This is a genomic window from Serratia sp. PL7, from assembly GCF_945957435.1.
Genome location: NZ_CAMFLB010000004.1, coordinates 27,438 through 53,979 on the forward strand (window position 1 = coordinate 27,438; position 26,542 = coordinate 53,979).

29 protein-coding genes are annotated in these 26,542 nt (G+C 61.4%); 10 read left to right on the forward strand and 19 right to left on the reverse strand.

What is annotated here, in order from left to right; translation table 11 throughout:
- The first annotated feature begins 182 nt into the window (after positions 1-182).
- The 3 genes from N6G83_RS20390 to N6G83_RS20400 are packed head-to-tail and all read left to right on the forward strand — an operon-like array spanning position 183 to position 3,429.
- Positions 183-1,154 carry an HlyD family secretion protein gene (locus N6G83_RS20390; RefSeq protein WP_025305060.1) on the forward strand — a complete coding sequence of 324 codons (972 nt, stop codon included), beginning with the start codon at positions 183-185 and terminating at the stop codon, positions 1,152-1,154.
- Positions 1,136-2,290: an ABC transporter permease gene (locus tag N6G83_RS20395; protein ID WP_044029869.1), complete on the forward strand. Its 1,155-nt coding sequence runs from the start codon at positions 1,136-1,138 to the stop codon at positions 2,288-2,290. Before N6G83_RS20390 ends, N6G83_RS20395 begins: the two co-directional genes overlap by 19 nt.
- A complete protein-coding gene (locus tag N6G83_RS20400; protein ID WP_049203336.1) occupies positions 2,287-3,429 on the forward strand; it encodes an ABC transporter permease in 1,143 nt (380 codons plus the stop codon). The genes N6G83_RS20395 and N6G83_RS20400 overlap by 4 nt, the downstream gene beginning before the upstream one ends.
- A gap of 35 nt (positions 3,430-3,464) precedes the next feature.
- Here the strand turns inward: N6G83_RS20400 and N6G83_RS20405 are convergent, their stop codons facing one another.
- Together N6G83_RS20405 and N6G83_RS20410 are read right to left on the reverse strand one after the other, a co-directional pair.
- Positions 3,465-4,343 carry a U32 family peptidase gene (locus tag N6G83_RS20405; protein WP_148123068.1) on the reverse strand — a complete coding sequence of 293 codons (879 nt, stop codon included), beginning with the start codon at positions 4,341-4,343 and terminating at the stop codon, positions 3,465-3,467.
- Between the two features lie 11 nt (positions 4,344-4,354).
- Complete coding sequence (locus N6G83_RS20410; RefSeq protein WP_025305081.1) at positions 4,355-5,350, reverse strand: peptidase U32 family protein; 996 nt, start codon at positions 5,348-5,350, stop codon at positions 4,355-4,357.
- A gap of 252 nt (positions 5,351-5,602) precedes the next feature.
- Here N6G83_RS20410 and N6G83_RS20415 point away from each other — a divergent pair, with 252 nt between their 5' ends.
- Both N6G83_RS20415 and N6G83_RS20420 read left to right on the forward strand, forming a co-directional pair.
- On the forward strand, positions 5,603-6,130 hold the full coding sequence (locus tag N6G83_RS20415; protein ID WP_173888091.1) for an SCP2 domain-containing protein: 528 nt from the start codon (positions 5,603-5,605) through the stop codon (positions 6,128-6,130).
- Positions 6,124-6,627 carry a GNAT family N-acetyltransferase gene (locus N6G83_RS20420; protein ID WP_043139248.1) on the forward strand — a complete coding sequence of 168 codons (504 nt, stop codon included), beginning with the start codon at positions 6,124-6,126 and terminating at the stop codon, positions 6,625-6,627. Before N6G83_RS20415 ends, N6G83_RS20420 begins: the two co-directional genes overlap by 7 nt.
- On the opposite strand, the gene N6G83_RS20425 is transcribed toward N6G83_RS20420, so the two are convergent.
- From N6G83_RS20425 to speFL, 4 genes are all read right to left on the reverse strand, one after another.
- Entirely contained in the window at positions 6,614-6,919 is a 306-nt protein-coding gene (locus N6G83_RS20425; protein ID WP_025305084.1) for a GIY-YIG nuclease family protein, read from the reverse strand. The two genes, N6G83_RS20420 and N6G83_RS20425, sit on opposite strands and share 14 nt — an antisense overlap.
- A gap of 86 nt (positions 6,920-7,005) precedes the next feature.
- Positions 7,006-8,322 carry a putrescine-ornithine antiporter gene (potE, locus tag N6G83_RS20430; protein WP_025305085.1) on the reverse strand — a complete coding sequence of 439 codons (1,317 nt, stop codon included), beginning with the start codon at positions 8,320-8,322 and terminating at the stop codon, positions 7,006-7,008.
- Positions 8,323-8,384: 62 nt separating this feature from the next.
- Positions 8,385-10,547 carry an ornithine decarboxylase SpeF gene (speF, locus tag N6G83_RS20435; RefSeq protein ID WP_260516181.1) on the reverse strand — a complete coding sequence of 721 codons (2,163 nt, stop codon included), beginning with the start codon at positions 10,545-10,547 and terminating at the stop codon, positions 8,385-8,387.
- 272 nt (positions 10,548-10,819) lie between these two features.
- Positions 10,820-10,924 (reverse strand): leader peptide SpeFL, encoded by a 105-nt coding sequence (speFL, locus tag N6G83_RS20440; RefSeq protein ID WP_004933443.1) that lies wholly within the window; start codon positions 10,922-10,924, stop codon positions 10,820-10,822.
- Positions 10,925-11,357: 433 nt separating this feature from the next.
- Here speFL and N6G83_RS20445 point away from each other — a divergent pair, with 433 nt between their 5' ends.
- Complete coding sequence (locus N6G83_RS20445) at positions 11,358-11,798, forward strand: YhbP family protein (RefSeq protein ID WP_197824969.1); 441 nt, start codon at positions 11,358-11,360, stop codon at positions 11,796-11,798.
- 30 nt (positions 11,799-11,828) lie between these two features.
- Positions 11,829-12,461: an NAD(P)H-binding protein gene (locus N6G83_RS20450; protein ID WP_043139239.1), complete on the forward strand. Its 633-nt coding sequence runs from the start codon at positions 11,829-11,831 to the stop codon at positions 12,459-12,461.
- Here N6G83_RS20450 and phnP read toward each other — a convergent pair.
- From phnP to phnF, 11 genes are read right to left on the reverse strand one after another with little or no spacing between them, the layout of a single operon-like run.
- Positions 12,418-13,200 carry a phosphonate metabolism protein PhnP gene (gene phnP / locus N6G83_RS20455; protein WP_169540565.1) on the reverse strand — a complete coding sequence of 261 codons (783 nt, stop codon included), beginning with the start codon at positions 13,198-13,200 and terminating at the stop codon, positions 12,418-12,420. The two genes, N6G83_RS20450 and phnP, sit on opposite strands and share 44 nt — an antisense overlap.
- A gap of 14 nt (positions 13,201-13,214) precedes the next feature.
- The gene (locus N6G83_RS20460; protein ID WP_015376431.1) at positions 13,215-13,817 is read right to left on the reverse strand and encodes a DapH/DapD/GlmU-related protein; all 603 of its coding nucleotides are present in this window, start codon (positions 13,815-13,817) and stop codon (positions 13,215-13,217) included.
- A complete protein-coding gene (gene phnN, locus N6G83_RS20465; protein ID WP_025305090.1) occupies positions 13,814-14,383 on the reverse strand; it encodes a ribose 1,5-bisphosphokinase in 570 nt (189 codons plus the stop codon). Before phnN ends, N6G83_RS20460 begins: the two co-directional genes overlap by 4 nt.
- Complete coding sequence (gene phnM / locus N6G83_RS20470) at positions 14,383-15,519, reverse strand: alpha-D-ribose 1-methylphosphonate 5-triphosphate diphosphatase (RefSeq protein WP_025305091.1); 1,137 nt, start codon at positions 15,517-15,519, stop codon at positions 14,383-14,385. The genes phnN and phnM overlap by 1 nt, the downstream gene beginning before the upstream one ends.
- On the reverse strand, positions 15,519-16,223 hold the full coding sequence (gene phnL, locus N6G83_RS20475; RefSeq protein ID WP_197771010.1) for a phosphonate C-P lyase system protein PhnL: 705 nt from the start codon (positions 16,221-16,223) through the stop codon (positions 15,519-15,521). Before phnL ends, phnM begins: the two co-directional genes overlap by 1 nt.
- A 16-nt stretch (positions 16,224-16,239) precedes the next feature.
- Positions 16,240-17,028, reverse strand: coding sequence for a phosphonate C-P lyase system protein PhnK (gene phnK, locus N6G83_RS20480; RefSeq protein ID WP_033636845.1), 789 nt, complete (start codon positions 17,026-17,028; stop codon positions 16,240-16,242).
- Positions 17,028-17,888 carry an alpha-D-ribose 1-methylphosphonate 5-phosphate C-P-lyase PhnJ gene (locus tag N6G83_RS20485; RefSeq protein ID WP_019453317.1) on the reverse strand — a complete coding sequence of 287 codons (861 nt, stop codon included), beginning with the start codon at positions 17,886-17,888 and terminating at the stop codon, positions 17,028-17,030. Before N6G83_RS20485 ends, phnK begins: the two co-directional genes overlap by 1 nt.
- Positions 17,881-18,966, reverse strand: coding sequence for a carbon-phosphorus lyase complex subunit PhnI (locus tag N6G83_RS20490; protein WP_021504231.1), 1,086 nt, complete (start codon positions 18,964-18,966; stop codon positions 17,881-17,883). Before N6G83_RS20490 ends, N6G83_RS20485 begins: the two co-directional genes overlap by 8 nt.
- A complete protein-coding gene (gene phnH, locus N6G83_RS20495; protein WP_260516180.1) occupies positions 18,966-19,547 on the reverse strand; it encodes a phosphonate C-P lyase system protein PhnH in 582 nt (193 codons plus the stop codon). Before phnH ends, N6G83_RS20490 begins: the two co-directional genes overlap by 1 nt.
- A gap of 3 nt (positions 19,548-19,550) precedes the next feature.
- Entirely contained in the window at positions 19,551-19,994 is a 444-nt protein-coding gene (phnG, locus tag N6G83_RS20500; RefSeq protein WP_019453314.1) for a phosphonate C-P lyase system protein PhnG, read from the reverse strand.
- A complete protein-coding gene (phnF, locus tag N6G83_RS20505; protein ID WP_015376439.1) occupies positions 19,995-20,723 on the reverse strand; it encodes a phosphonate metabolism transcriptional regulator PhnF in 729 nt (242 codons plus the stop codon).
- A gap of 227 nt (positions 20,724-20,950) precedes the next feature.
- On the opposite strand from phnF, the gene N6G83_RS20510 reads away from it, so the two are divergent.
- From N6G83_RS20510 to N6G83_RS20520, 3 genes are all read left to right on the forward strand, one after another.
- Positions 20,951-22,006 carry a permease gene (locus N6G83_RS20510; protein ID WP_148123074.1) on the forward strand — a complete coding sequence of 352 codons (1,056 nt, stop codon included), beginning with the start codon at positions 20,951-20,953 and terminating at the stop codon, positions 22,004-22,006.
- 41 nt (positions 22,007-22,047) lie between these two features.
- A complete protein-coding gene (locus N6G83_RS20515) occupies positions 22,048-22,239 on the forward strand; it encodes a hypothetical protein (protein WP_148123075.1) in 192 nt (63 codons plus the stop codon).
- A gap of 185 nt (positions 22,240-22,424) precedes the next feature.
- Positions 22,425-23,432 (forward strand): hypothetical protein, encoded by a 1,008-nt coding sequence (locus N6G83_RS20520; RefSeq protein WP_148123076.1) that lies wholly within the window; start codon positions 22,425-22,427, stop codon positions 23,430-23,432.
- A gap of 174 nt (positions 23,433-23,606) precedes the next feature.
- Here N6G83_RS20520 and nrdG read toward each other — a convergent pair whose 3' ends face one another.
- Together nrdG and nrdD are read right to left on the reverse strand one after the other, a co-directional pair.
- Positions 23,607-24,071, reverse strand: coding sequence for an anaerobic ribonucleoside-triphosphate reductase-activating protein (gene nrdG / locus N6G83_RS20525; RefSeq protein ID WP_148123077.1), 465 nt, complete (start codon positions 24,069-24,071; stop codon positions 23,607-23,609).
- Positions 24,072-24,239: 168 nt separating this feature from the next.
- The gene (gene nrdD / locus N6G83_RS20530; protein WP_260516179.1) at positions 24,240-26,378 is read right to left on the reverse strand and encodes an anaerobic ribonucleoside-triphosphate reductase; all 2,139 of its coding nucleotides are present in this window, start codon (positions 26,376-26,378) and stop codon (positions 24,240-24,242) included.
- Between the last annotated feature and the right edge of the window lie 164 nt (positions 26,379-26,542).

The following is a 26,542-nucleotide window of genomic DNA, read 5'->3' on the forward strand; positions in this document are numbered from 1 at the left end:
TGCATACCAAAAAGCCGAAAAAAGATGCTTTTTAGTGTTAAAAGCATAATCCAATTTATAGTTATAAAAGAGGAGATATGTGCTTGTGATATCCTCATGAGAGCAATGGTGTTTTTTGGAGCAATTTGAGACATGGAAATGATGATCCCCGCCCGCCGCTTACCGTTCCGGGAGCTGACATAATGAAAAAAAAGACGCTGTTTACCCTGTTGCTGATGTTGGCGGCGATCGCATTGGCGATCCTGTTCCGCGCGCACAATCAGGATCTGTTGCTGCAGGGTGAAGTGGATGCCCCCGAAGTGATCGTCGCATCCAAGGCGAAAGGCCGGGTCGTTGAACGCCTGATCGAACGCGGCGACGACGTGAAAAGCGGCCAACTGATCATTCAACTCGATAGCCCCGAACTGATGGCGCAGCTGCGTTCCGCACAGGCGACGCGCGACGAGGCCAAGGCGCAGCTTGAGCTGTCGCTGCACGGCACCCGTGAAGAGAGCATCCGCAACCTGCGCGCCAACCTGGCGCAGGCCGAGGCGCAGTACCGCAATGCGCAAAACGACTACAACCGCAACCTGAGCGTGGCCGGCAAGGGCTATATCTCGAAGTCCGAGCTGGACGCTTCGCGCCGGTCGCGCGACACCGCCTTCCAGCAGGTACAGGCCGCCAAGGCCAATCTGGATGAAGGCATTAACGGCGACCGCGTCGAGCAGCGGCAGCAATATGCGGCGGCGCTGCGGGCGGCGGAAGAGAATCTGCTGCAGATCCAGGCGCAGAGCGACGATCTGCAGGTGAAAGCGCCGGTGGACGGCGAAGTGGGGCCGATCCCGGCCGAAGTGGGCGAATTGCTGAACGCCGGCAGCCCGCTGGTGACGTTGATCCGGGTGCCGGACGCCTACTTCGTGTTTAACCTGCGTGAAGACATCCTGGCCCACGTGCGCAAAGGCGACAAGGTCACGCTGCGGGTGCCGGCGCTGAAGGACAAAATGATCGACACCGAGGTGCGCTACATCGCGCCGCTGGGGGATTACGCCACCAAACGCGCCACCCGCGCCACCGGCGACTTCGACCTGAAAACCTTCGAAGTGCGCCTGTATCCGTCACAGCCGGTGGACGGCCTGCGTCCGGGGATGAGCACCTTATGGCAATGGAAAGAGTAAGGGCCGGCTGGCGCTGCTTCAGTCACGCGTTCGACAAAGAGTGTCGCGTCGCCTTTCGCAGCCCGGTGGTGCACTGGCTGAGCTGGATCTTTCCGCTGATCCTGTTTGCGCTGATCAGCAGCAACTTCTCCGAAGGCACGCTGCTCGATCTGCCGGTCTCGGTGGTGGACAGCGATCACAGCCCGCTGTCCAAATCGCTGACGCGGCGGCTGGACGCCGGTTCGCATGCCCACGTCGAGGCATATGGCGGCGGGCTGCCGGAGTCGCTGAGCCGCCTGCGCAGCGCGCAGGATTACGCGTTGCTGTATATCCCGCCGGACTTTGAGGCCAACGCGCTGTCAGGCAAACAGCCTAGCGTAGTGATGTACTACAATGCGTTGTTCTACGGCGCCGGGCTGTACTCCACCCAGGACTTTGGCGGCCTGATGAACGAAATCAACGCCAGCACCCGCAGCATCATCGCCACCGAGATGGGTAAAACGCTGCCGCCGTTGGCGGACGTGACGCTCTCCTACGGCAGCCTGTTCAACGCCAGCGGCAGCTATATCTATTACCAGCAGTTCGCCGCCACCATCCACCTGCTGCAGCTGTTCGCGGTGACCTGCATGATCTACGTGCTGGCGCGCAGCAAGTCGCTGCTGCAGGCCAAGCCGTTCAGCCTGGCGCTGCTCGGCAAGCTGGCACCGTACACGCTGTGTTTCACCACCCTGCTGATGGTGGAGATCGCGGCGCTGGTGGGTATCTTTGACGCCCGCGTCAGCGGCAATCCGCTGTTTATGCTGATGATCGGCCTGTTCTACGTGATGGCGGCGCAGAGCATCGGCCTGCTGCTGTACACCTTTACCGGCAGCACCATCACCGCCTACAGCCTGATTGGTATTTTGGTCAGTATCGCGATGACCTTCTCCGGCATGGCGGTGCCTGAGCTGTCGATGCCGCTGCCGGCGCGCATCATTTCCAACATCGAACCGCTGACCCACGCGCTGTACGCGATGTTCGACGTGTTCCTGCGGCAGGTGCACGCCAGCGCCATCTTCAGCGTGTGCGCGCTGCTGGCGGTCTATCCGCTGGTGGCCGCGCTGCTGGTGCGCAATCGCCTGCCGGCGCGGCTGGCAAAAGAGGGGAACGCCGGATGAAGCTCTATTGGCAAACCTTCGTTAAGGTGCTGCTCGGCATGCTGGAGCGGCCGGTGTGGCTGATGCTGATCCTGTCGCTGTGCATCATGAGCCTGGTGTACGCCAACCGCACGGTGTGGGATCTGCCGGTGGGGGTGGTCGATCAGGACCACAGCACCGCCAGCCGCCAGCTGATCCGCCAACTGGACGCCACCTCCAAGATCGCGATTGAAACCTACGACAGCCTGGAACAGGCACAGCGCGATCTCAGCTGGCGCAAGCTGTTTGCGGTGATCATCATGCCGGTGGATCTGGAGAAGAAGATCCTCAGCGGGCAGAACATCGTGGTGCCGGTGTACGGCGACGCCACCAACCGCCTGGCCAACGGCCAGATCCAACAGGACGTGGTGGCGGCCTATCAGCAGTTGCTGACGGAGTACAACAACGGGCTGCTGCTGCGCAGCGGTTTCAGCGAACGGCAGGCGCAGATACTGCTGACGCCGATACTGGGGCAAACGCTGGACGTGTTTAACCCCGGCATCAGCTTCGCGGCGATCATCTTCCCCGGCCTGTTGGTGATGCTGTTGCAGCACTCGCTGCTGATCGCCTGTATCCGCGTCAATATCGCCATGAAGAGCATGCCCGGCGGCAAAGCGCCGCTGGCGGCGCACCTCGGCGGGCTGACGGCGCTGCTGCCGATCTGGCTGTTCCTGTCGATCGTGCTGTTCGTGCTGTGGCCGTGGGTATTGGGCTATCGGCAGACGGCGAACATCGCCGAACTGCTGCTGCTGACCTTCCCGTTCCTGCTGGCGGTACTGGGGCTGGGCAAGCTGGTGACCGAGTGCCTGCGCAGCGTCGAGATGATCTACCTGACGCTGGCGTTCATCACGACGCCGGTCTTCTACCTGTCCGGCACCATCTGGCCGCTGCAGTCGATGCCGGCCTGGGTGCGCGCCATCTCGTACAGCATTCCCTCCACCTGGGGCACCAAGGCGATCGCCGGCGTCAACCAGATGGGGCTGTCGCTGAATGAAGTGTGGGGCGACGTGATGATGATGCTGGTGCTCGGCGTGGTCTACACCCTGCTGGGCTTCGGTGTCGGCTTCTTGCGCAACAGCGTGGCGCTGCGCGGGATGTTCAGGAAACGGCGGGCGAGTTGATTGAAAACTCCCCTCGGTGAGGAGGGGAGCGAGGATCACCCCACCAACTCCAACCCCGCCACGCGGCGCCAGTAGCCGTTGCAGTCGGCGTGGTTGGTCAAGGCCAGCGGCTGCTCGCCGCGCTCGTTGGCGCGGAAGGCATCGATCTGTGCCAGCGTCTCGGCGCCCTGCGGCGACAGTCGCACGATGTCCACCAGCCCCTGCATGCTTGGCAGCTCGTTGCCGAGGTTGTAGCAGTAACCGCTCATGGTCTGGATGCCGTTGAGTACGAACACCTGCTGCTGTTCCTGGGAGCGCATCATGCGGCCCTGCGGATACTTGATGCAGCAGGTTTCGCACTCGTCCTTGCCGCGGTTTTCCGAGCGGGCGGTGAAGCAGCGCGCCGAATAGGCCAGCGGCAGATGGCCGTAGCTCAGCACCTCCACCTCGAAGTCGTGGCGGAAGCCCAGCTCGTCGCACTGCGTCAGCAGATTGGCCAGCCAATCGCGTGACAGCTCGACCGGCATGCACCAGCGCATCATGCCCTGGCGGCGCAGCAGGCGCAGAGTATAGGCGTTGTAGCAGTTCAGCGCATGGCCGGCGACGAACGGCAGACCGCGTTCCGCCGCCATGTTCACTGCGCCCAGATCGTTAGCTTCAAACAGGAACTCGCCGTTCTCCACATAGCGTTTCAGCTCATTCAGTTCGGACGGCGCCTGCAGCAGCGCCAGCGTGGAGATCACCACCTGCTTGCCGCTGCGGGCGATGTCGCGCGCCAGCGCCAGCCAATCGCCGACCTTCATCTCGCGCCGCTTGGTGCAGACGCTCTCGCCGAGATAAATGATGTCGGCGTTACTCTCCGCCGCCTGCTGATAGAACGCCGCGATGTCGTTTTTTGGCCAGTAGTAGAGTACCGGCCCCAGTGCGTATTTCATGTTTCCTCCGGCTACTGCCATTTGCGGTGATAGGCGCCCAGCGTGGTCTGGGTGCCCTCGGACATCGCGCCCAGCGTCTCCATCCAGGCGGCGTCGGCGCGGTAGGCGGCCGGATCGGCCTGGCAACGGTCGATCGCCTGGCGCCAGACGCGCGCCACCTGGCTGACGTAAGCCGGGCTGCGCTGGCGGCCTTCGATCTTCACCGAGGCAATGTTGGCGGCCAGCAGCTCCGGCAGCAGCTCCAGCGTATTGAGGCTGGTGGGCTCTTCCAGCGCGTGGTAGCGCACGTCGTCCACCAGATAGCGGCCCTTGCACAGCGTCGGGTAACCGGCGTTTTCATGGTCCTGGTAGCGGTCGATCAGCACGTCGTTCAGGCGCGACTCCATGCCCTGCGGGGTTTGCTGCCAGCGCACGAAACGCGCCGGCGAACAGGCGCCGACGGTGTTCGGCGACTCGCCGGTCAGGTAGGAAGAGAGATAGCAGCGCCCCTCGGCCATGATGCACAGGCTGCCGAAGGCGAACACTTCCAGCGGCACCGGGCTGGTGCGCGCCAGCTGTTTCACCTGATGCATCGACAGCACGCGCGGCAGCACCACCCGGCCGACCTCGAAGTTGCGCTGGTAAAAACGGATCGCTTCCTCGTTGGTGGCGGAAGCCTGCACCGAAACGTGGCGTTCCAACAGCGGATAGCGCTGGGCGGCGTATTCCAGCATCGCCAGATCCGCCAGAATCAGGGCGTCGGCGCCCAATTGGGCCGCCATATCCACCGCGCGCTGCCAGCGGGCGTAGCCGTCGGGATGGGCGAAGGTGTTGATGGCGATATGCAGTTTGCGGCCGTGGCGATGCACGTAATCGACCGCTTCCTGCAGCTTTTTCTCGGTGAAGTTGAGGCCGGCGAAGTGGCGCGCGTTGGTATCGTCTTTCAGACCGATGTAAACGGCATCGGCGCCGTTATCCACCGCGGCCTTCAGGGCCGGCAGGTTGCCGGCGGGACAAAGCAGCTCCATAGATTTATCCTGGCTTAGCCGTGCGCCCGGCCGGGCGCACGCTGTCTTTAAAGGTTGCCGGTGGCGGTGTTCCGCCGGCAAATGCGAATCGGGGAGGTCATTTTAGGCAATGGGGCACACACAGGTTTTGATTTGAGGCAGCTTATGGCGTATTGATAAACATGGCGGTGAAATGCGCTATTTGTTGATATAGACCGCTGAAGCCGCGCGTCAGTGTGGCAAAATAGCGGTAGTCCGTATTGAAAGGAGTGGATGACCGTGTTGGAACAACTACGAGCACGCCTTGTGCGCCAGGGGCCGTCGCTGCTGCGCATCCCGCTGAAATTCACGCCGTTCGCTCTGCAGCGTCAGCTGCTGCAACAGGTGCTGAGCTGGCAATTCCGCCAGGCGTTGGCGGATGGGGATCTGGAGTTTCTCGAATCGCGTTGGTTGAAGATCGAAGTTCGCGATCTGGCGCTACAATGGTTTATGACGGTAGAAAACGACAAACTGGTGGTCAGCCAGCACGCCGAAGCGGACGTCAGCTTCAGCGGCGACGCCAACGATCTGATCCTGATCGCGGCGCGCAAGCAAGATCCGGATACGCTGTTCTTTCAGCGTCGGCTGCAGATTGAAGGGGATACCGAATTGGGCCTGTATGTGAAAAATTTGATGGACGCCATCGAGCTGGAAAGCATGCCTGCGCCGCTGCGCATGGGGCTGTTGCAGTTGGCTGATTTTGTCGAAAAAGGGTTGCAGGAGGGCACGGCGTCGGCTTCCCGTGTGGCGGTATCATGCTGATCCGCGTAGAGATCCCGGTAGACGCGGCGGGCATCGACACCTTGCTGCGCCGCGCCTTTGGCCGCGACGACGAAGCCGATCTGGTGCAGCAGCTGCGCGAAGACGGCCTGCTGACGCTGGGCGTGGTCGCCACTGACGACGAAGGCGGGGTAGTGGGTTACGCCGCGTTCAGCCCGGTAGACGTGGCCGGCGAAGACCGCCAATGGGTGGCGCTGGCGCCGCTGGCGGTAGACGAAAGCCTGCGCCGCCAGGGGCTGGCTGAAAAGCTGGTGTACGAAGGCCTGGATTCGCTGAACGAATTCAGCTACGCCGCGGTGGTGGTGCTGGGCGATCCGGCCTACTACGGCCGCTTCGGCTTTAAACCGGCCGCCACCTATGGCCTGAACTGCCGCTGGCCGGACACGGAAAGCGCGTTCCAGGTGTATCCGCTGGCGGAAGACGCCCTGAATGGCGTCAGCGGCGAAGTGGCTTTTTCGGCGCCGTTTAATCGCTTTTAACGACCGGCAATAGATACGCCAACGACAGCGGCGGGTGATTCACCAGCCGCTCTTTTTGTATTTTGCTCAGCTGTTTGACGCGGTATTCCAGCTTCAGCGCCGTTGAGCGATCCCCCACCTGGCAGTGAAACGCCAATGTCAGTTCCCCTTTACCGCGCAGCGCCTTGGCGCCTTTGCCGGCTTGGTGCTGTGCCAGTCGGCGCGCCACGTCGGTGGTGATGCCGGTATACAGCATGCCGCTCGGTAAACGCAGCATGTAGAGGTGCCAGGGAGTGGGGGTAGTGTCGGTCATCGTACGCCGTTTCGGTGGCCAGGGTCGGCGTATGATGGCATGTTCGCCATCACAATCCCATCCCCGGCCGCCGGAGCCTTACCGCTTTACCCCTTTTTTCCCGCCAGCTCGAAGCGCGGCGAGACGATACCGTACAGCGTCCAGCCGAGGAAGGTGGCGATAGCGCCCCACATCATCGCTTCTTCACCGGAGCTGTAGAGCGCGTAGAAGCTGTACAGCGCGCCGATGCCGGCGATGATATTGGCGATGCGCGCCTTGTTGTCCGGCACCTTCGCCACTTTCTGAATAATGACCAACGCCGCCATCGACAGGATGTACGGGATGATGTTGGTCACCACCGCCAGGTTCACCAGCACGTTGAACTGTTTGTTCAAGGACGGGCTGATGGTCATCAGGGACAAACCACTCTGGATGACGACGATGGTCAGCATGCCTTTAACCGGCGCGTCGGCCTTGCTCAGCTTGGAGAAAATTTTCGGGAAGAAGCCGCTGTCGGCGGAGGATTTGAACACCTGAGCGATGGTGAACTGCCAGCCGAGCAGCGAGCCGACGCAGGACATGACCATCAACGCCATGATGATCTTGCCGACCGTCGGGTTGAACATGTGGGAGAACGCCAGCCCGAACGGGGCGGTGGAGTTGGCCAGATCCATGTTCGGCACGATGCCGGCGATCACGTTGGTCGAAATGATATAGATCACCGCCGCGCTGAGGGTGCCGCCCAGTACGGCGATCGGCACGTTGCGCTCCGGGTTTTCCACCACGTCGGTGTTGGCGCAGGCGGATTCCAGCCCCAGGAACGCCCACAGGGTCATTGAGATCGAGGCGCCGATGGCTTCGAAGGTCGGCACCTGATGCGGGTTCCAGGCGGCGACGTAGGCGCTGCCGCTGAACCAGTACCAGCCGATGACCGAGATGCCCACCACCGGAATGATCACGCCCCAGACGGTGATGCCGCTGATTTTGCCGGTGATGCGCGCGCCGCCGAAGTTAGCGACGGTCGCCAGCCACAGCACGCCGATGGTGGCGATACAGATCCCGAGCGGGCTGAGCGTGGTGTCGAACAGCTCGGTGCCGTAGCCGACGGCGGAAATGGCGATGGCGATATTGGCGATCAGCAGCGAAACGCCGTAGGTGTAGTTCGCCATAAAGTTGCCTGATTTACCGAAGGCGTATTCGGCGTAGCCGCCCATGCCGCCGGATTTACGGCTGAACATGCCGCATTTGGCGAAGGCGTAGGCCAGCGCCATCGAGCCGACGGCGGTCACCAGCCAGGAAACGATCGAAATCGTGCCCACTTCGGCCAGCTTGGTCGGCAGCATAATTATGCCGGAACCCATCATATTCACGGCGGTCAGGATCGTTAATTGCACGACCCCCATTTTATTATTGGACTTACTCATGATCATTTTCTCTTTTAGGATGCGATCCGGGCGGCGGGAATCATCGCCGCCCCGTAAGGTGATTAATTTTTCATGACGTAGCCGTAAGCACGGTTCCAGCCGTCCTCATCCTGTTGGATATAAACGCCCTGTAATTCCGGCGCGAATCCTGGCAATAAATTGATGCCTTCTTCCAGTGCCAGGAAATAACGCTGCGCGGCGCCGCCCCAAATTTCACCGGGCACCACGCACAGCACGCCTGGTGGGTAAGGCAGGGCGCCTTCGGCGGCGATGCGGCCCTCGGCCTTGGCCAGCGACACCAATTCCACATTGCCGCGCACAAACTCGGTATTGGCGTCCTGCGGATTCATTACCACGCGCGGGAAATAACTTTTGCGGAACATCTCTTTTTGCAGTTCTTTAACGTCATAGCTGACGTAAAGATCGTGCATTTCCTGGCACAGCTGGCGGATGGTGTAGTTTTTGTAGCGCTGCTGGTGGTTTTTATAGACCGCAGGCAGCACCTCGCTGAGCAGGGAGTTTTGCTCGATGTGCTTCTCGAAGCGGGCGATCAGGGCCACCAGGTGCTGCATCTTGGCGATGTCTTCCGCCGGCGTCAGCAGGAACAGGATCGAGTTGAGATCGCATTTTTCCGGCACGATGCCGTTTTCGCGCAGGTAGTTGGCCAGAATGGTCGCCGGGATGCCGAACTCGCTGTAGCTGCCGGTCGCGGTATCGATACCCGGCGTAGTGAGCAGCAGTTTGCACGGATCGACGAAGTACTGCGACTCGGCATAGCCCTCAAAGGCGTGCCACTTCTCGCCGGGCACGAAGTTGAAGAAGCGCAGATCGTTGGCCATCGCCGCGGTGTCATAGGCCTGCCACGGCTTGCCGTCGATCTGATCCGGCACGAACGGTTTGATCATCGTGCAGGTATCTAGCAGCATTTTGCGCGCTTCGATGCCCACGCGCACACATTCTTGCCACAGGCGCTGGCCGCTCTTGCCCTCGTGCATCTTGGCGTTGACGTCCAGCGCGGCGAACAGCGGATAGAACGGGCTGGTGGAGGCGTGCAGCATAAAGGCGTTGTTGAAGCGCTTGTGGTTGCAGTAGCGGCTCTGCCCCTTGATATGCTTGTCTTTTTTGTGGATCTGCGAGGTTTGCGAGAAGCCGGCCTGCTGTTTGTGCACCGACTGGGTGACGATGATGCCGGGATCGTTCTCGTTCAGCTCCAGCAGCAGCGGCGAGCAGTCTTTCATCATCGGAATGAACTGCTCATAACCCACCCAAGCGGAGTCGAACAGGATGTAATCGCACAGGTGGCCAATCTTGTCGACCACCTGACGGGCGTTGTAGATGGTGCCGTCGTAGGTGCCGAGCTGGATGATCGCGAGGCGGAACGGGCGGGCTTCTTTGGCGCGTTCCGGCGCCACTTCGCGGATCTGCTGGCGCAGGTAGCGTTCGTCGAAGCAGTGCGCGTCGATGCCGCCGATAAAGCCGAACGGGTTGCGCGCGGTTTCCAGATAAACCGGCGTGGCGCCGGCCTGGATCAACGCGCCGTGGTGGTTGGATTTATGGTTGTTGCGGTCAAACAGCACCAGATCGCCGCGCGTCAGCAGGGCATTGGTCGCCACCTTGTTCGAGGCCGAGGTGCCGTTGAGCACGAAGTAGGTCTTGTCGGCGTTGAACACCTTGGCGGCGTGCTGCTGCGCGGCGCAAGGCGCGCCTTCGTGGATCAACAGATCGCCCAGTTTGACGTCGGCGTTGCACATGTCGGAGCGGAAAAGCGTTTCGCCGTAGAAGTCGAAGAACTGGCGGCCCGCTGGGTGTTTGCGGAAGAACTCGCCGCCCTGGTGGCCGGGGCAGGCGAAGGTGGCGTTGCCCATTTCCACATACTGCGTCAGCGTGTTGAAGAACGGCGGCAGCAGCTCGCTCTCATATTTGGCGGCGGCGGCCTCCAGCTGTTTGCCGTAGAACTGGGTATTCTTGCCGCACAGTTCAAACACACCGTGCAGCGCCGGCAAGACGGCGTTATCCAGCTCTTCTTCGCAGCAGACGGCGACGAACAGCGGAATGTTCAGGCCGTGTTCTTCGATGCGCGCCACCATGCCTTGCGTGACGTCGTCTACCGACAGCACAATGGCGGCGACGTCATTGAAATCACTGTGGTGCACATCGACGATGTCGCGTTCAGTTTCAAAGCAGCCGAGGGTGTGGGTGTTGGCGGCAATTTTTAATTTTTTCATTTTTCTCATTCTTCAGGCAAAGGCATTCCGCCAGCAAATAATTCCATTTGCCGTTAACGCCTTCACGAAAATAAAGGTGTGCGAGAACCCAGTGATGCCGAAAGGCATTAACTGTGTTCGCTGTTTTATTTAGCTTGGATGCGCTTGGCCGAAATTAAAAATGAATTGCGTGTCCTTCCCAGTTAGCGAGAAAGAGATATTATCACCGGCGTGCGGAGAATAAATAAAACGCAATGACACTCTTATCAACGGCGTAAGAGCGAGGGGGAGGGTTATCTGTAGTTGAAGAATGCGAAACTAAAGCAGCTGCGATGAGCCATCATCATAATATGGGTTGTGCGCCTGATGTGCGCCATTTTTCGGTTATTGTTTTCCATTTTCTAATCCACCTTGCTGAGTGAAAAGATGGCGCTATTTTAACGCAAGGCGGGCTAAAAATCGTGATGAAAGTCACATAAATGCCGGTGTTTATAAATAACTATTCATTGATTATGCAGTGAGTTGCATAAACTGCGGCCAGGCAGACAAATGAGCATGTAAATAAATTGCTAATCGGCGCCGGGCAGACGCGCTAAATTTGCGTGCCGTCAGGCTGGTAATAAAAGAACCGGTCAATTAACCGGTTGCCTAATGATCAAATAAATCCGGTTTGTTTTTTTTATGTTATAAATCTGCGCTAAGCTTAATTTAATAAAAATGCATTTATTGTGTTTTTATATTCAATTTTGTTTTTTGATGTTTATCGTTATTTGTGACTCGCTTCAACAACGCAGGGTAAGATGAAGTGAGTGAACCGGGAGGCGAGTAACCTTGAATACCCCAGAACAACGGCAGCAGATTGCGGATTTCATCGGCAAGCAACACGTCTTAACGCTGTGCGCCGGCGACGGCCTCGACATGTGGTGCGCCAACTGTTTTTACGTGTTCGACGCCGCGACGATGGCGCTGTGGCTGATGACCGAACCGCACACCCGCCACGGCGGGCTGATGCTGAACAACGGCCGGGTGGTCGGCACCATCGCGCCGAAACCGAAAAGCATCGCGCTGATCCGCGGCGTGCAGTACCGCGCCGAGGCGGTGCTGCTGAGCGGCGAAGAGGCCGAGGCGGCGCACGCGCGTTACTGCAAGCGCTTCCCGATCGCCAGGGCGATGAAGGCTTCGGTTTGGCGGCTGGACCTGCACGAGGTGAAGATGGCCGACAACACCCTCGGCTTCGGCAAGAAGCTGCATTGGGCGCGGTCTATACTTTAAGTCGACGTATTGATTACAACGGGAGATTGCATGGCGCGAGCACTGTTAGTCGGCGCAACCGGGCTGGTGGGGCGCGAGTTGCTGCAGTTGTTGCAAAGCGATCCGCAGATAACGGCCATCGTGGCGCCGACGCGCACGCCGCTGCCGCCGCACGGCAAGCTGACCAATCCGGTCGGCGACGCGCTGTTCGAGCTGCTGAGTAGCCTGCAGCAGCCGGTCGATCTGGTGTTCTGCTGCTTGGGCACTACCCGCCGGGCGGCGGGCAGCGCCGATGCCTTCCGCTACGTCGATTACCAACTGGTGGTGGAGAGCGCGCTGACCGGCCGCCGGTTGGGGGCGCAGCACTGTCTGGTGGTAAGCGCGCTGGGCGCCAACGCGGATTCCACCTTCCTGTATAACCGCACCAAAGGCGAGATGGAGCAGGCGCTGCGCGAACAGCACTGGCCGCGCCTGACGTTGGTGCGGCCTTCCATGCTGGTGGGGGATCGCCCCGCGCCGCGCCTGATGGAGCGCCTCACGCTGCCGCTGTTCAGGCTGCTGCCCGGCAAATGGCGCGCCGTCTCCGCCAAAGACGTGGCGCAAACGCTGCTGCAGCAGGCGTTCACGCCGGGCGAAGGGATCAGGGTGCTGGAGTCGGATCGGCTGCACTGCTACCGAGGCTGACGCTGAGGTGATCGAACGCCAGCTCCAGCCCGGCGGGCAGTTCGTTGTCCAGCAGCCATCGATCGAGATGATGGCTGATGTGCGTCAGCAGCGTGCGCTTGGGCTGCAGCAACTGCTGCGTCTCCTGCGCGCGGGTCAGGTCGTTGTGGTTGCGCGGCGCCTGCGGCTGAGGCGGCAGGCTGCAATCGAGCACCAGCAGATCCAGCGCCACGTTCTGCAGATAGTCGGCGGTGGCCGGCGGCAGGCCGACGGTGTCGGTCAGGTAGGCCAGCGCAGCGCCCGCCGCCTGGATCAGATAGCCGTGGGTCAGTTTGGAGTGCTGCAGCGGCAGCGGGGTGATGCGCATGCCGCCTAGCTCGACGGTGGCGAAGGGCGCTAACGGCGGCTGAAACGCCAGAATGCCGGGGTGTTTGAACAGGTCGTCGCAGCCCTGTTCATCCGGCGGGCCATACACCGGAATGAAATTTCCGCACCCCCAACGCAAAGGAAATAACCCCTGAACGTGATCCATGTGGTAATGTGTCAGTAAAAAACGTTGAATTTGCCCCGCCGAAAATCGCCGCTCCAAAGCCGGCAATCCCGCATCCAATAAGGTCGTTTCTCCCTGATAGTTAAGCATGGCGCTGCACGCGCGCCGCCGAAATGCCGGCTCGCGCCGCGCCCGTTGGCAGCTCAGGCAGTCGCAGCCGAACACCGGCACCTGCTGCGCGCCGCCGGTGCCGAGAAAGGTCAGTTGCATCGCTCCCCCCTCCGTTAAAGGTACTTCTGCGCAAAGCGGTTGATGTCGCGAAAATCCGCCAGCCGCGCCTGCAGCGTGGCGTGATCCCAGTGCCACCACTGGCTGCGTTCGATACGCTCGATCAGTGCATCGTCGAAGCGCATGCCGATCTTTTTGGCCGCCACGCCGGCGACGATGCTGTAAGGTTCCACGTCCTTGGTGACCACCGCCGCGCTGCCGATCACAGCGCCGTTGCCGACGCTGACGCCCGGCATCAGAATGGCGTTATGGCCGATCCACACGTCGTGGCCGACGGTGACGTGGTGCTCGCGCCGCCAGTCGAAGAACGCCGCGTCGTCTTCCCCCAGCCCGTATTCGGAAGCGCGGTAGGTGAAGTGATGCTGCGCGATGCGCTGGTAGGTCGGGTGGTTGCCGGGATTGATGCGCGCATAGGAGGCGATGGAGACGAACTTGCCGATAGTGGCGTAAAAGATCTGGTTGTGCCCGGCGGTGTAGGAGTAATCCCCCATCTCCACCTCTTCCAGGATCGCATCGTCGGCCAGGTGCACATACTGGCCGAGCCGGGTGCGGTTAAGGGTCACGTTGTCGCCGATTTTCGGCTGGGCAAAGTCGTTCATGGCGTCGCATCCTGAGCTTGTCGGGTAGGGGTGGGCAGCAGCGCCAGCAGCGCCGCCAGAGTGTCGTCGAGTGGACCGTCGTTGTGCAGCACCCGGCAGCCGGCGGGCAGACTCTGCTGATATTCCGCCGCCCGCGCCAGCCGCTGCTCGATCTGTTCGGCGCTTTCTCGCCCCCGATCCTGCAGGCGCCGGCGCAGGACCGCGGCGTTGACCTGCAGGCATACCGGCAGCAGCTGCGTACCATAGCGCTGCTGCGCCTGCGGCAGGTGGGCGCGCGAACCGTTGACCGCCACGTCGATCCCCTGCAGCAGCCAAAGATCCACTTCGATCCCGAACGCGTAGTGCTGCTGGTGGGCCTGCCAGTCGAGCGCGAACAGCCCCTTGGCGCGGCGGCGCAGAAATTCGGGTTCGCTCAGCGCGATGTGATTCTCGCAGCCGGCGTCCGCCGGCCGGGTGATGTAACGGTGCGCCACCAGCGGCGCGCGGTCGGCGTCGGCCCGCAGTGCAGCCAGTAGGCTGTCCTTGCCTGCGCCGGAAGGCCCCATCAGATAGATGAGCCGCGCCATCAGAACACCTGCCTGCCCTGGCGCCACACGTTCTGCACATAAACGTGCTCGCCGTGCGGCCGCGCCAGCACCAGATCCGCCCGCAGCCCTTCGGCGAGGGAGCCGCGATCCTGCAGATCCAGCGCCCGCGCCGGGTTGCGGGTGATCATGCGCACCGCCTGGGGCAGATCGTAGGCGTTGCGTTCGTCCGCTGCGAGGCGAAACGCCGCATCCAGCAGGCTGGCCGGGTAATAATCGGAAGAGAGAATGTCCAGCACCCCCAGCGCCGCCAGGTGGTGCGCCGCCACGTTGCCGGAGTGGGAACCGCCGCGCACGATGTTCGGCGCGCCCATCAGCACCTGCAGGCCCTGCTGGTGCGAGGCGCGGGCGGCCGCCTCGGTGGTGGGGAACTCGGCAATGGCGCTGCCCAGCGCGCAGGATTCGGCCACGTGCGCGGCGGTGGCGTCGTCATGGCTGGCCAGCGAGATGCGGCGTGCGCGGCAGTGGGCGGCGATCGCCTCGCGGTTCGGCGCGGCCCAGCGGGCGGACAGGGCGACCTGCTGCTCCTCGTACTCGCTCATCTGCTGGTCGTTGAGGTGGTATTTGCCCTGATAATATTCGCGGTATTTTTCGCGCGAGGCGAACTGGCGCTGGCCCGGCGAATGGTCCATCAGCGACACCAGCGACACACCCGGCTTGTCCATCAGCTGTTCGAACAGCGGCAGCGTGCTCTCGTGCGGCAGCTCGCAGCGCAGGTGCAGCCGGTGCTCGGCGCGGTTCACCCCGGCGCGCTGGCTGTGGATCACCGCGTCGATCATCTTCTGCAGGTTTTCCAGCCGGTGGCCGCCGTCGCGCACGTCGCCGATCGCCACCGCGTCCAGCACCGTGGTGATGCCGTTGGCCACCATCAGCGCGTCGTGGCTGCTCATCGCCGAATGGGCCGGCCAGTCGACGTTCGGGCGCGGGGTAAAGAACTTGTCCAGGTTGTCGGTATGCAGCTCGATCAGCCCCGGCAGCAGCCAGCCGCCGTCGCCGTCCAGCGCCTGCGGCAGCCGGCTCGGGCCGTCGGCGAAGCTGCGGATCACGCCGTCCTGCATCTCCAGCGAGCCTTGCACCACCTGGTCATCCAGCACCAGCTTAACGTTATTGACGATCATCAGAGGGCCTCCAGCGCCTGCGGCGCCTGCATGTCATAAAGCCGGTCGGCGACCTGTTGGCGGACGCCTTCATCGTGAAAAATGCCGACGATCGCCGCGCCGCGCGCCTTGGCGCGTTCGATAAGCTGCACCACCGCCGCGCTGTTGCGGCTGTCGAGCGAGGCGGTCGGTTCATCCAGCAACAGAATGGGGTAATCGATGATAAAGCCGCGCGCGATGTTTACCCGCTGCTGCTCGCCGCCGGAGAAGGTGGACGGCGCCAGCGGCCACAGGCGCTGCGGCACGTTGAGCGCGGCGAGCAGCGCTTCGGCGCGGTCGCGGCACTCGGCGCGCTCGACGCCCTGTTCCAGCAGCGGCTGCATCACCACCTCCAGCGCGCTGATGCGCGGGATCACCCGCAGGAACTGGCTGACCCAGCCCAGCGTATGGCGGCGCACCGCCAGAATTTGGCGCGCGTCGGCGCTGACCATGTCCAGCCAGTCGCCCTGGTGGTTGATCCAGATATGGCCGCTGTCCGGCAGGTAGTTGGCGTACAGCGAGCGCAGCAGGGTGGACTTGCCGCTGCCGGAGTGGCCGTGCAGCACCACGCATTCGCCGCCGTGGACCGTCAGGTTGGCGTCGTGCAGCACCGGCAGGCGGGTGCCGTACTGCTGGTGCAGCACAAAGGTTTTACTGAGATGTTCAACTCGGATTTGCATAGTCATCTGTTATCGCCTTGGGTTACGACAGCACCGAAGAAACCAGCAGCTGGGTGTAAGGATGGTGCGGATCGTCCAGTACTCGGTCGGTCAGGCCGCTCTCCACCACTTCGCCCTGTTTCATCACCAGCAGGCGGTGGGCCAGCAGCCGCGCCACGCCGAGATCGTGAGTGACGATCACCGCCGCCAGCTGCATCTCCACCACCAGATTGCGCAGCAGATCGAGCAGGCGCGCCTGCACCGACACGTCCAGCCCGCCGGTCGGCTCGTCCATAAACACCAGCTTGGGGTGGGTGACCAGGTTGCGGGCGATCTGCAGCCGCTGCTGCATGCCGCCGGAAAAGGTGGTCGGCAGATCGTCAAGGCGCGACAGCGGGATTTCGACGTCTTCCAGCCACTGGCCGGCCTGGCGGCGAATGTCGCCATAGTGGCGCTGGCCGATGGCCATCAGCCGCTCGCCGATGTTGCCGCCGGCGGATACCTGCGGCCGCAGCCCGTCGAGCGGGTGCTGGTGCACCACGCCCCAGTCGGTGCGCAGCAAGCGGCGGCGATCGCTCTCCGCCATGGCGTACAGATCGTGTTCCTGGCCCGCCTGCGGGCGGTAAAGGATCTGCCCGCGCTGCGGCGCCAGCCGCGCGGAGATCGACTTCAGCAGCGTGGTTTTGCCGGAGCCGGATTCGCCGACGATGCCCAGCACTTCACCGGGGTAGATGTCGAACGACACGTCGCTGAAGCCCTTGCCGGGGGCGTACAGGTGGGTGAGCCGGTTCACCGACAGCAGCGGGGTGGTGCTCAAAGGGGTGGAAGTCATCAGTGCTGCGCCTCTTGCGAAGATTGCGCCAGCTGCTGCCGGCAGTAGTCGGTGTCCGAACAGACGAACATGCGGTTGCCTTGATCGTCGAGCACCACCTCGTCCAGATAGCTGTGGCGCGAGCCGCACAGCGCGCAGGGTTCGTCCCACTGCTGCACGCTGAACGGATGGTCGTCGAAGTCCAGGCTCTCCACCTTGGTGAACGGCGGCAGGGCGTAGATGCGTTTCTCGCGCCCGGCGCCGAACAGCTGCAGCGCCGGCATCATGTGCATTTTCGGGTTGTCGAATTTCGGGATCGGTGACGGATCCATCACGTAGCGATCGTTGACCTTCACCGGGTAGGCGTAGGTGGTGGCGATATGGCCGTAGCGCGCGATGTCTTCATACAGCTTCACCTGCATCACGCCGTACTCCTCCAGCGCGTGCATCTTGCGGGTCTCGGTTTCGCGCGGTTCGATAAAGCGCAGCGGCTCCGGGATCGGCACCTGATAGATCAGGATCTGGTCTTCGCGCAGCGCCGTTTCCGGAATGCGGTGACGGGTTTGGATCAGCGTAGCCTCCGGCGTGCGTTCGGTGGTTTCCACCCCGGCGACGCGCTGGAAGAAGCGGCGGATCGACACCGCGTTGGTGGTGTCGTCGGCGCCCTGGTCGATCACCTTCAGCACGTCGGCGCGGCCGATAACGCTGGCGGTGAGCTGGATGCCGCCGGTGCCCCAGCCGTAGGGCATCGGCATCTCGCGGCCGCCGAACGGCACCTGATAGCCGGGGATCGCCACCGCCTTCAGGATGGCGCGGCGGATCATGCGCTTGGTCTGCTCGTCCAGATAGCCGAGGTTATAGCCGGTCAATACTTCACTCATCGCGGGCCTCCTGACGCTCGCTGTATTCCTGCCGCAGCCGCTTGAGCAGTTCCAATTCGGCCTGGAAGTCGACGTAGTGCGGCAGCTTGAGATGGGAGACGAAGCCGGCGGCCTCGACGTTGTCGGCGTGGGCCAGCACGAACTCTTCGTCCTGCGCCGGGCCGGCGACGCCTTCGCCGTAGTCGGGGCTTTGCAATGCGCGGTCCACCAACGCCATCGCCATCGCCTTACGTTCGGCGCGGCCGAATACCAGCCCGTAACCGCGGGTGAAGTGCGGCGGATGGTCCTTTGGATCGACGAAGCCGTTGACCATTTCGCACTCGGTCAGCAGGATTTCGCCGATATCGATGGCGAAACCGAGCTCTTCAGGCACGATCTCCACCGAAACGTGGCCGGTGCGGATCTCGCCGGCGAACGGGTGGTTGCGGCCGTAGCCGCGCTGGGTGGCGTAGCCGAGCGCCAGCAGAAAACCTTCGTCGCCGCGCACCAGCTGCTGCAGGCGCGCCGAGCGCGAACAGGGGTAAACCGGCGGGTTGCGGGTGATGTCGTCCGGCGCGCTGCCGTCGTCCTGTTCCTCCCGCGCCAGCTGCTGGCGACACAATAGATCGAACACGTGGCTGCAGTTGTCCGGCAGCGGTTCGTCGGCCTGCGGCGCGCGCGGCGCCTCGCCTTCCGCCAGCAGCGCGAAATCCAGCAGCCGGTGGGTGTAGTCGTAGGTCGGCCCCAGCACCTGGCCGCCGGGCAAGTCCTTGTAAACCGCCGAGATGCGCCGCTCCAGCCGCATATTTTCGCTGGCCAGCGGCTCGCTGACCGCCAGGCGCGGCAGGGTGGTGCGGTAGGCGCGCAGCAGGAAGATTGCCTCCACCAGATCGCCGCTGGCCTGTTTGATGGCCAGCGCCGCCAGCTCGCGATCGTAGATGCCGCCTTCGGTCATCACCCGATCCACCGCCAGCCCCAGCTGTTGTTCGATTTGTTCCGCGCCGATCGCCGGCAGCGCCTCGTCGCCGCGCCGCAGCTGTTCCTGCAGCTGATGGGCGGCCTCAATGGCTTTTTCGCCCCCTTTTACCGCTACGTACATCAGCACACCTCCACGCGGGTGGTCCGCGGGATCGCCAGCAGGCGATCGCCACAGGTCAGCAAGACATCCAGCCCCAGCGGGAAGCGCTGCGGGCGGTTGACCAGATAATCCAGCAGCGCCGGCGGCAGGCGCGGCGCAATCAGGCGTTGGCTCTCTATGCCGGGGCCGGTCAGGCGCAGCGCGGCGCCGTTCTCCAGCTCAGCAAGCTGCACCACCACCGTGGCGCCGCATTCCGGCGAGATTTCAGTGCCGTGCGGTAAGGCCTGCAGATCGGCGGCCTGCAGTTGTTCATCGAACAGGGCAAAACAGACCTCCTGCGCCGTGGCGGCCAGCGGCGCGCCGCTGTGAAAACGAATGTTTGTTAGCACTCGCTCACTTTTAAGCGCAGCACACAGCAGCAGCGGCGTTTCCTGATCGGCCAGCGTCAGCAGCGCGGCGGTGCTGGCGGCGTTCAGCGGCGCCCAGGCTGGGCCGTTTGGCAGCGTCACCCGGTGGCCCGGTTCGCTCAAGGCTTTAAGAATCAAACGGAAAGCGTGCTGCGATTGGTCTATCGGTTGCTCAAAACCGGTCAATAAACTCATGGCTTAATCCCCTCGCACCAGCGTGAAGAAGTCCACCCGGCTGGCGGCGATGGCCCGGGCGCGCAGCTGGCGCTGCTCGTGCTGCAGCGCGGCCAGCGGCGCGATCAGCTGTTGTTGCAGGCGTTCGCCGTGTTCCGGCTGTTGCAGCAGCGCATCGGCCAGCGCGCACAGCTCGGCGTGCGCCTTGTCGCGCCCGGCGATATAGCTGTAGCCGTAGCCGCCGTTGTCCAGCTGCACCACCGCGCGGGTGACCGTCATGTCTCCCAACACGAAGCGGCGGCCGGTGGCGCCCATGCGCCCCTGCAGCTGGGCCAGGCCGATCTCCGGCGCGCGGATGCTGCGGTAACCCGGGCTGAGGTTCAGCGCCTGCCAGTGGCTGCGCAGCTGCTCGGGCCGGCTGTGCGCCAGCACCGACATCCAGCGTTGTCTCGACTCTAAGGCTTGCATTCAGTGCTCCATCGTCAGTTCAATCATGTCGGCGCGGGCCAGGCTGACGGAGTATTCCGCCACGTCTTCGCCGCCGCTGCGGACGTTAAGGGTGCGCACGCACAGCAGCGGCGCGTGGGTGGCGATCTCTAGCAGCCGGCTCTCTTTGGCCTGCGCGCGGCGCGCGCTGATGCGCGTCTGGCGGCGGGTCAGCGGCTGCTGGAGGTGCTGTTCGATAAACTGGTGCAGCGAACCGCTGTGGAACTGCTGCAGCGCCGGCCACCAGTCCAGATCGGGCAGATAGTGGTCGATCACGCTCATCGGCACACCGTTGACCCGGCGCAGGGTGCGCAGGTGGATCACCATTTCGCCTTCTTCACGCGAGAGCGCGCTGGCGACATGCCCATTGCACGGGCGCAAGACAGCGAGTAAGCGCTCACTGGTGGGATGGCTGCCCTGCTCGAACAGGTTCTGGCTGAAGCGGGTATTGGCGTGCAGCGGGTAGTCGTAAGGCCGCATCAGCACCAGAATGCCGACGCCGTGGCGGCGCTGCAGCCAGCCGCGCTCTACCAGCTGATCCACCGCGCGGCGTAGGGTGTGGCGATTGACCTGATAACGCTCGGCCAGCTGCTGTTCCGAAGGCAGGTAGTCGCCGCAGCGGTATTGCGTGCGCAGCTCCTGTTCCAGCTGCGCGGCGATCTGCTGATAGCGCGTGGGGTAAGTGGTCGGATGTCTAGATAACTCCATCATAATAAAAACCTCGTCATACCGATGGCTGTGCGATGAAGGCGGAAGCGGTGCGTTTCATCGTGCGTCTACCCTGTGGTTTTCAAGTTGGCATCATGGTGCCGGGTGCAGATGACAATCGCGTTACGCGTCGGTGGCGAACAGATGAACTATTTAGGACAGCCCGGGCGTGCACGGGCGGCGACGGCGCGCTATGCTGGCGCCTCTGTTGACTGACTCTGGCCGCTACCATGCCGCAACCTCTGAACGCCCCTGAACCCGCCCCACGCGCCTGGCCGCTGTGGAAACCGATCCTGTTTCTGCTGGTGGTGGCCGTCGGCCTCTACTACGTCAAATGGCAGCCTTACTATGGCAAGGCCTTCGTGGCGGCGGACAGCCACTCGATCGGCAAATCGATCCTGGCCGACGGCGCCGCGAGCCCCTGGCTGGCGGCCTGGCAGTACGCGCTGGTCTACTTCACCGCGGTGTGGAAGGCGGCGCTGCTCGGGGTGTTGTTAGGTTCGCTGGTGCAGGTGCTGATCCCGCGCGACTGGCTGGCGCGCACGCTCGGCCACCGGCGTTTTTCCGGCACCGTGCTGGGGGCGCTGATCGCGCTGCCGGGCATGATGTGCACCTGCTGCGCCGCACCGGTTGCCGCCGGCATGCGCCGCCAGTCGGTATCCAGCGGCGCCGCGCTGGCCTTTTGGCTCGCCAACCCGGTATTGAACCCGGCGACGTTGGTGTTCATGGGGTTTGTGCTCGGTTGGCCATTCGCCGCCATCCGTCTGGTGGCGGGCGTGGTGATGGTGCTGGGCATCGCCTGGCTGGTGCAGCGCGTAACCGCCCAGGACCCGCAGCCCGCCGCGCCGCAGCCGCCGGTGATGACGGCGCAGAGCGACGAACGGCCGTTTCTCGCCCGCTGGGGCAAAGCGCTGTGGGCGCTGTTTTGGTCGACCATCCCGATCTACGTACTGGCGGTGCTGGCGCTGGGCGCTGCGCGGGTCTGGCTGTTCCCGCACGCCGACGGCGCCGTCGACAATAGCCTGCTGTGGATCATCGGCCTGGCGATCGTCGGCTGCCTGTTCGTTATCCCCACCGCGGCGGAGATCCCGATCGTGCAGACCATGATGCTAGCGGGCATGGGCGCAGGCCCGGCGCTGGCGCTGCTGATGACCCTGCCGGCGGTCAGCCTGCCTTCGCTGTTGATGCTCAACAAGGCCTTCTCCGCCCGGGCGCTGTGCCTGACGGCGGCGCTGGTGGTGCTGTGCGGCGTACTGACCGGCGTGGTGGGGATGGGGTTGGTGTAACGGATTTGTGACTCGGTGCTGTCTCAACGGAGGAGATGGAAATGGAACAGCGAAATAAACCTGAAATGGACGTAGAGGCGATGTTGTTGGAGCAAGCGCTGCGTGAAAGGGTGGATGCCGCCCTTGAACGCTTAAGAAACGGCACCGCGGTTTATCTCAGCCATTCGGAGGTAGAAAAACGAATGGCTTTATTCAAGAAGAAAATCCGGGGGCGTTATTGGCGAGAGTTTTGAGGAGGATTCGTTCAGGGTTGGGCTGGCAGCGTCTATAGATAGAACTGCCAGGCGGCTTTTAGCAGGGAGAATACGTGAGTTTTTCATTGGCGCACAAGTCACACTAGAGGTATCTTCTTAATAAGAAGAGGTGATAATTGACGGTTTATTTAGTGATATTCAGTTAGGTTTAAAAAGGAGTTTTTGTGGCATTATATAATATTTCCAACAAAATATTGACACCTTTAGAGAGAACCTCATTTTCTATTGAGGGATTGCAAGAACGTTATGATTTGCAAGCGGCAATTAAAAATAACATCACCATATTGGCACCCGATTGTCTTGTCATAGCCGAAGAATTTTCTGACTGGGAAGATAGTCGGAGAAGGATTGACATATTAGCTATTGATAAACAGGCAAACCTTGTAGTAATAGAATTAAAACGTGATGAGTTTGGTGCTCATATGGAACTCCAAGCATTAAGATATGCGGCGATGATATCTACTATGAGTTTTTCTAAAGCATGTGAGTATTATCAGGACTACCTTTCTAAAAATAATATTGATATTGATGCTAAAGAAAAAATACTAGACTTTGTTGAGCTTCCAGATACGGAGCTTGTCGACTTTGGTAAAGATATAAGAGTTATATTAGCATCGGCTGGATTTAGTAAGGAACTTACTACTACGGCGATTTGGTTAAGAGATAAAGGTGTTGATATTAGCTGCGTGAAAATTACACCTTATAATTTTAAAGGTGAGGTTCTAATTAATGCTGAACAGATAATACCGGTCCCCGAGCTGAACGAATACCAAGTTAGATTTAGAGAGAAGCGTATAGAGCAGATTGCCAACTCTAAAAAATCAGAAAAGGATTACTCAAGTTATAGATACAAAGGACTTGTCCTAAATAAAAGGAATCTTGCTTTGGAGATCTTTACTGATTGGATAGAGAAGAATAATCCTGCTAATTTCGATGAACTGAGGGAAAAATTATTTGGAGTCATAAAAAATCGTACGATAGCTTTAGCTGAATGTATTAGTGATGAGAGAAAGAATAGATACCATATGAATGACGATGATCTTATTGAGCTCGAGTCAGGTGAAATAATAGTCATATCCAATCAATGGGGTATAGGTAACATTGAACGAGTTTTGGATTTTTTCCGCAAAGATGGCTTTGTTGTCGAAAAAGTTGAGGTTGAACAGAAATAATAACTCTTTTATTTTTGTATAAAGCTCTGGGAGCTGTTCTACCCTACATTATTAACGCACCACAGTGTTAATAACGTCTGCTTTTGGCACAGATCCGCCTGTCAGATTGGCTCTGTGCCCTAGCTGCGCGAAGTCAAGCTAGAGCTAACACATGTTGAAATATGCACTATCAGCTCATCGCAACCTATGCACCAACTGGTTGCTGCTGCCGCGCCAGATCAGCGCCGGGTCTTTTAAATCCTGCACGAACTTGCCGTCGACCAGCACGTTGATCCTGTCCACCACCTGCATTTGCTGCGCGTCCAGCTCCGCCAGCCGGTAGCCGGTCCACAGCCAGATATCCTTGCCGGGGCACTCGGCGCGCACCCGTTTCACCAGCGTTAAGATGCTTGGCACGTTGGCCGGATGCAGCGGATCGCCGCCGGAGAGCGACAGCCCCTGGCGCGGCACGCGGGTATCGTTCAGATCGGCGATGATGCGGTCTTCCAGCGCTGGGGTAAACGGCTGGCCGGAGTTGAGCCGCCAGGTGCTTTTGTTGTAGCAGCCGGGGCACTGGTGCACGCAGCCGGCGACAAACAGCGTGCAGCGGGTGCCGGGGCCGTTGACGACGTCGATCGGGTAATACTGGTGATAATTCATGTGAGGCCTGCCCATCAGGCTATTTTACTGGCCATTTTGCCTCCGGGCAGTGCTCCCAATCCTCACGTACTGCGTGTACGCTGCGGTTGGTGCGCGCTGGCCGAAGGCAAACCGGCTGCGACAATCACGCCTGATGAACAGGCTTCTGCCTAGGTTGCACGGCGTTTCTCAGCCGAGCTGCCCGTTGCCGAGGTGTTTCACCCGGCGTTTTACCTCTTCCTGCTTGCCGGCGTTGAACGGCCGGGCATCGGGGCTGCCGAGATAGCCGCACACCCGGCGGGTGACCGAGACCTTGGCCGAGTCGTGATTGCCGCATTTCGGGCAGGTGAAGCCTTTGCTGGTGCAGGAGAATTCACCGGTGAAGCCGCATTCGTAGCACTCGTCGATCGGCGTGTTGGTGCCGTAGTAAGGCACCCGGGTGTAGCTGTAGTCCCACACGTCTTCCAGCGCCTTCAGGTTGTGCTGCAGGTTCGGGTATTCGCCGTAGCAGATGAAGCCGCCGCTGGCCAACGGCGGGTAGGGCGCTTCGAAGTCCAGCTTGTCGTACGGATTGACCTTCTTCTCCACGTCGAGGTGGAAGCTGTTGGTGTAATAGCCCTTGTCGGTGACGCCCGGCACTACGCCGAAATCGGCGGTGTCCAGCCGGCAGAAGCGATCGCACAGGTTCTCGCTCGGCGTGCTGTAGAGGCTGAAGCCGTAGCCGGTCTCGTCTTTCCAGGCGTCGACGGCGGCGCGCAGCCGCGTGACGATCGCCACCGCTTTGGCGCGCAGCGCCTCGTCGTCATACACGTGGTTTTTGCCGCCGAACAGCGCGTTGATGGTCTCGTGCAGGCCGATGTAGCCCAGCGAAATCGAGGCGCGGCCATTCTTGAAGATATCCGCGATGTTGTCGTCGGCCTTGAGCCGCACGCCGCAGGCGCCTTCCATGTACAAGATTGGTGCCACCCGCGCCTTGATGCCTTCCAGCCGGGCGATGCGCGTCATCAGGGCCTTTTTCGCCAGCTGCAGGCGCTGTTCCAGCAGCGCCCAGAAGCGCGACTCATCGCCCATCGCCTCCAGCGCGATGCGCGGCAGGTTGAGGCTGATGACGCCGATGTTGTTGCGGCCGTCGTGCACCAGTTCGCCGTCCTGCTCGTAGGTGCCGAGGAAGCTGCGGCAGCCCATCGGCGTTTTGAACGAGCCGGTGACTTTAACCACTTGATCGTAGTTGAGGATGTCCGGGTACATGCGCTTGCTGGCGCACTCCAGCGCCAGCTGCTTGATGTCGTAGTTCGGATCGCCGTACTGGTGGTTGAGGCCGTCGCGGATGGCGAACACCAGTTTGGGGAACACGGCGGTCTTGCGGTTTTTGCCCAGCCCGGCAATGCGGTTTTTCAGGATCGAGCGCTGGATCAGGCGCGACTCCCAGCTGGTGCCAAGGCCGAAGCCGAAGGTGACGAACGGCGTCTGGCCGTTGGCGGTGTGCAGGGTGTTGACCTCGTACTCCAGCGACTGGAAGGCGTCGTAACACTCTTTCTCGGTACGCGCCATGGCATAGCCTTTGGCGTCCGGGATCTGCCATTCTTCCGCCACCTGCAGGTGTTTGCGGAAGCTCTCGTCGACGAACGGCGCCAGAATTTCATCGATGCGGTTGATGGTGGTGCCGCCATAGATATGGCTGGCGACCTGGGCGATGATCTGCGCGGTCACGGCGGTGGCGGTGGAGATCGACTTCGGCGGCTCAATCTCGGCGTTGCCCATCTTGAAGCCGTTGGTCAGCATGCCTTTCAGATCGATCAGCATGCAGTTGAACATCGGGAAGAACGGCGAGTAGTCGAGATCGTGGTAGTGAATTTCGCCGCGTTCATGGGCCAGCACCACGTCGCGCGGCAGGATGTGCTGCTTGGCGTAGTGTTTGGCGACGATGCCCGCCAGCAGGTCGCGCTGGGTGGGGATCACCTTGCTGTCCTTGTTGGCGTTTTCGTTCAGCAGCGCGCGGTTGCTTTGTTCGACCAGGCCGCGAATTTCCTGATTCAGGCGGCCGCGCAGCTCGCGCGCCACGTCGCGATCGTGGCGGTATTCGATATAGGCGCGCGCCAGCTGTTTGTATTCACCGGCCATCAGCTGGTTTTCCACCGCCTGCTGGATCTCGTGGATATCGACGCGCGGCTGCAGCTCCATGCGCTGAGCGACCACGCGGGCGACGGTAGCGCAGTAGTCGGCATCGACCACGCCCACCGCCAGCGCGGCGCGCTCGATGGCCTGCGCGATGCGCGCTTCGTCAAAAGGTACCTGGCAACCGTCCCGCTTAATCACTACTGGTTTCACGTTGTACTCCTTGTTCCCCGAGGGAGCGTTCATACCCGCCTGGCATGGCGAGCAACCGTCAAATTTCGCTTATCCACAGGGCAAAGCCGCAGCGCGCAAGGGCTGTGGCGGCGTGTGGATGATTTTGTGGATAACTACTATATATAGGTGTTCGCAATTCTTAA

What these genes read in the sequence shown, in the direction of transcription:
- N6G83_RS20390 (WP_025305060.1), top strand. Translation starts at nt 183, where the DNA reads ATGAAAAAAAAGACGCTGTTTACCCTGTTGCTGATGTTGGCGGCGATC.
- N6G83_RS20395 (WP_044029869.1), top strand. Translation starts at nt 1,136, where the DNA reads ATGGCAATGGAAAGAGTAAGGGCCGGCTGGCGCTGCTTCAGTCACGCG.
- N6G83_RS20400 (WP_049203336.1), top strand. Translation starts at nt 2,287, where the DNA reads ATGAAGCTCTATTGGCAAACCTTCGTTAAGGTGCTGCTCGGCATGCTG.
- N6G83_RS20405 (WP_148123068.1), bottom strand. Translation starts at nt 4,343, where the DNA reads ATGAAATACGCACTGGGGCCGGTACTCTACTACTGGCCAAAAAACGAC.
- N6G83_RS20410 (WP_025305081.1), bottom strand. Translation starts at nt 5,350, where the DNA reads ATGGAGCTGCTTTGTCCCGCCGGCAACCTGCCGGCCCTGAAGGCCGCG.
- N6G83_RS20415 (WP_173888091.1), top strand. Translation starts at nt 5,603, where the DNA reads ATGACCGTGTTGGAACAACTACGAGCACGCCTTGTGCGCCAGGGGCCG.
- N6G83_RS20420 (WP_043139248.1), top strand. Translation starts at nt 6,124, where the DNA reads ATGCTGATCCGCGTAGAGATCCCGGTAGACGCGGCGGGCATCGACACC.
- N6G83_RS20425 (WP_025305084.1), bottom strand. Translation starts at nt 6,919, where the DNA reads ATGACCGACACTACCCCCACTCCCTGGCACCTCTACATGCTGCGTTTA.
- potE (WP_025305085.1), bottom strand. Translation starts at nt 8,322, where the DNA reads ATGAGTAAGTCCAATAATAAAATGGGGGTCGTGCAATTAACGATCCTG.
- speF (WP_260516181.1), bottom strand. Translation starts at nt 10,547, where the DNA reads ATGAAAAAATTAAAAATTGCCGCCAACACCCACACCCTCGGCTGCTTT.
- speFL (WP_004933443.1), bottom strand. Translation starts at nt 10,924, where the DNA reads ATGGAAAACAATAACCGAAAAATGGCGCACATCAGGCGCACAACCCAT.
- N6G83_RS20450 (WP_043139239.1), top strand. Translation starts at nt 11,829, where the DNA reads ATGGCGCGAGCACTGTTAGTCGGCGCAACCGGGCTGGTGGGGCGCGAG.
- phnP (WP_169540565.1), bottom strand. Translation starts at nt 13,200, where the DNA reads ATGCAACTGACCTTTCTCGGCACCGGCGGCGCGCAGCAGGTGCCGGTG.
- N6G83_RS20460 (WP_015376431.1), bottom strand. Translation starts at nt 13,817, where the DNA reads ATGAACGACTTTGCCCAGCCGAAAATCGGCGACAACGTGACCCTTAAC.
- phnN (WP_025305090.1), bottom strand. Translation starts at nt 14,383, where the DNA reads ATGGCGCGGCTCATCTATCTGATGGGGCCTTCCGGCGCAGGCAAGGAC.
- phnM (WP_025305091.1), bottom strand. Translation starts at nt 15,519, where the DNA reads ATGATCGTCAATAACGTTAAGCTGGTGCTGGATGACCAGGTGGTGCAA.
- phnL (WP_197771010.1), bottom strand. Translation starts at nt 16,223, where the DNA reads ATGACTATGCAAATCCGAGTTGAACATCTCAGTAAAACCTTTGTGCTG.
- phnK (WP_033636845.1), bottom strand. Translation starts at nt 17,028, where the DNA reads ATGACTTCCACCCCTTTGAGCACCACCCCGCTGCTGTCGGTGAACCGG.
- N6G83_RS20485 (WP_019453317.1), bottom strand. Translation starts at nt 17,888, where the DNA reads ATGAGTGAAGTATTGACCGGCTATAACCTCGGCTATCTGGACGAGCAG.
- N6G83_RS20490 (WP_021504231.1), bottom strand. Translation starts at nt 18,966, where the DNA reads ATGTACGTAGCGGTAAAAGGGGGCGAAAAAGCCATTGAGGCCGCCCAT.
- phnH (WP_260516180.1), bottom strand. Translation starts at nt 19,547, where the DNA reads ATGAGTTTATTGACCGGTTTTGAGCAACCGATAGACCAATCGCAGCAC.
- phnG (WP_019453314.1), bottom strand. Translation starts at nt 19,994, where the DNA reads ATGCAAGCCTTAGAGTCGAGACAACGCTGGATGTCGGTGCTGGCGCAC.
- phnF (WP_015376439.1), bottom strand. Translation starts at nt 20,723, where the DNA reads ATGATGGAGTTATCTAGACATCCGACCACTTACCCCACGCGCTATCAG.
- N6G83_RS20510 (WP_148123074.1), top strand. Translation starts at nt 20,951, where the DNA reads ATGCCGCAACCTCTGAACGCCCCTGAACCCGCCCCACGCGCCTGGCCG.
- N6G83_RS20515 (WP_148123075.1), top strand. Translation starts at nt 22,048, where the DNA reads ATGGAACAGCGAAATAAACCTGAAATGGACGTAGAGGCGATGTTGTTG.
- nrdG (WP_148123077.1), bottom strand. Translation starts at nt 24,071, where the DNA reads ATGAATTATCACCAGTATTACCCGATCGACGTCGTCAACGGCCCCGGC.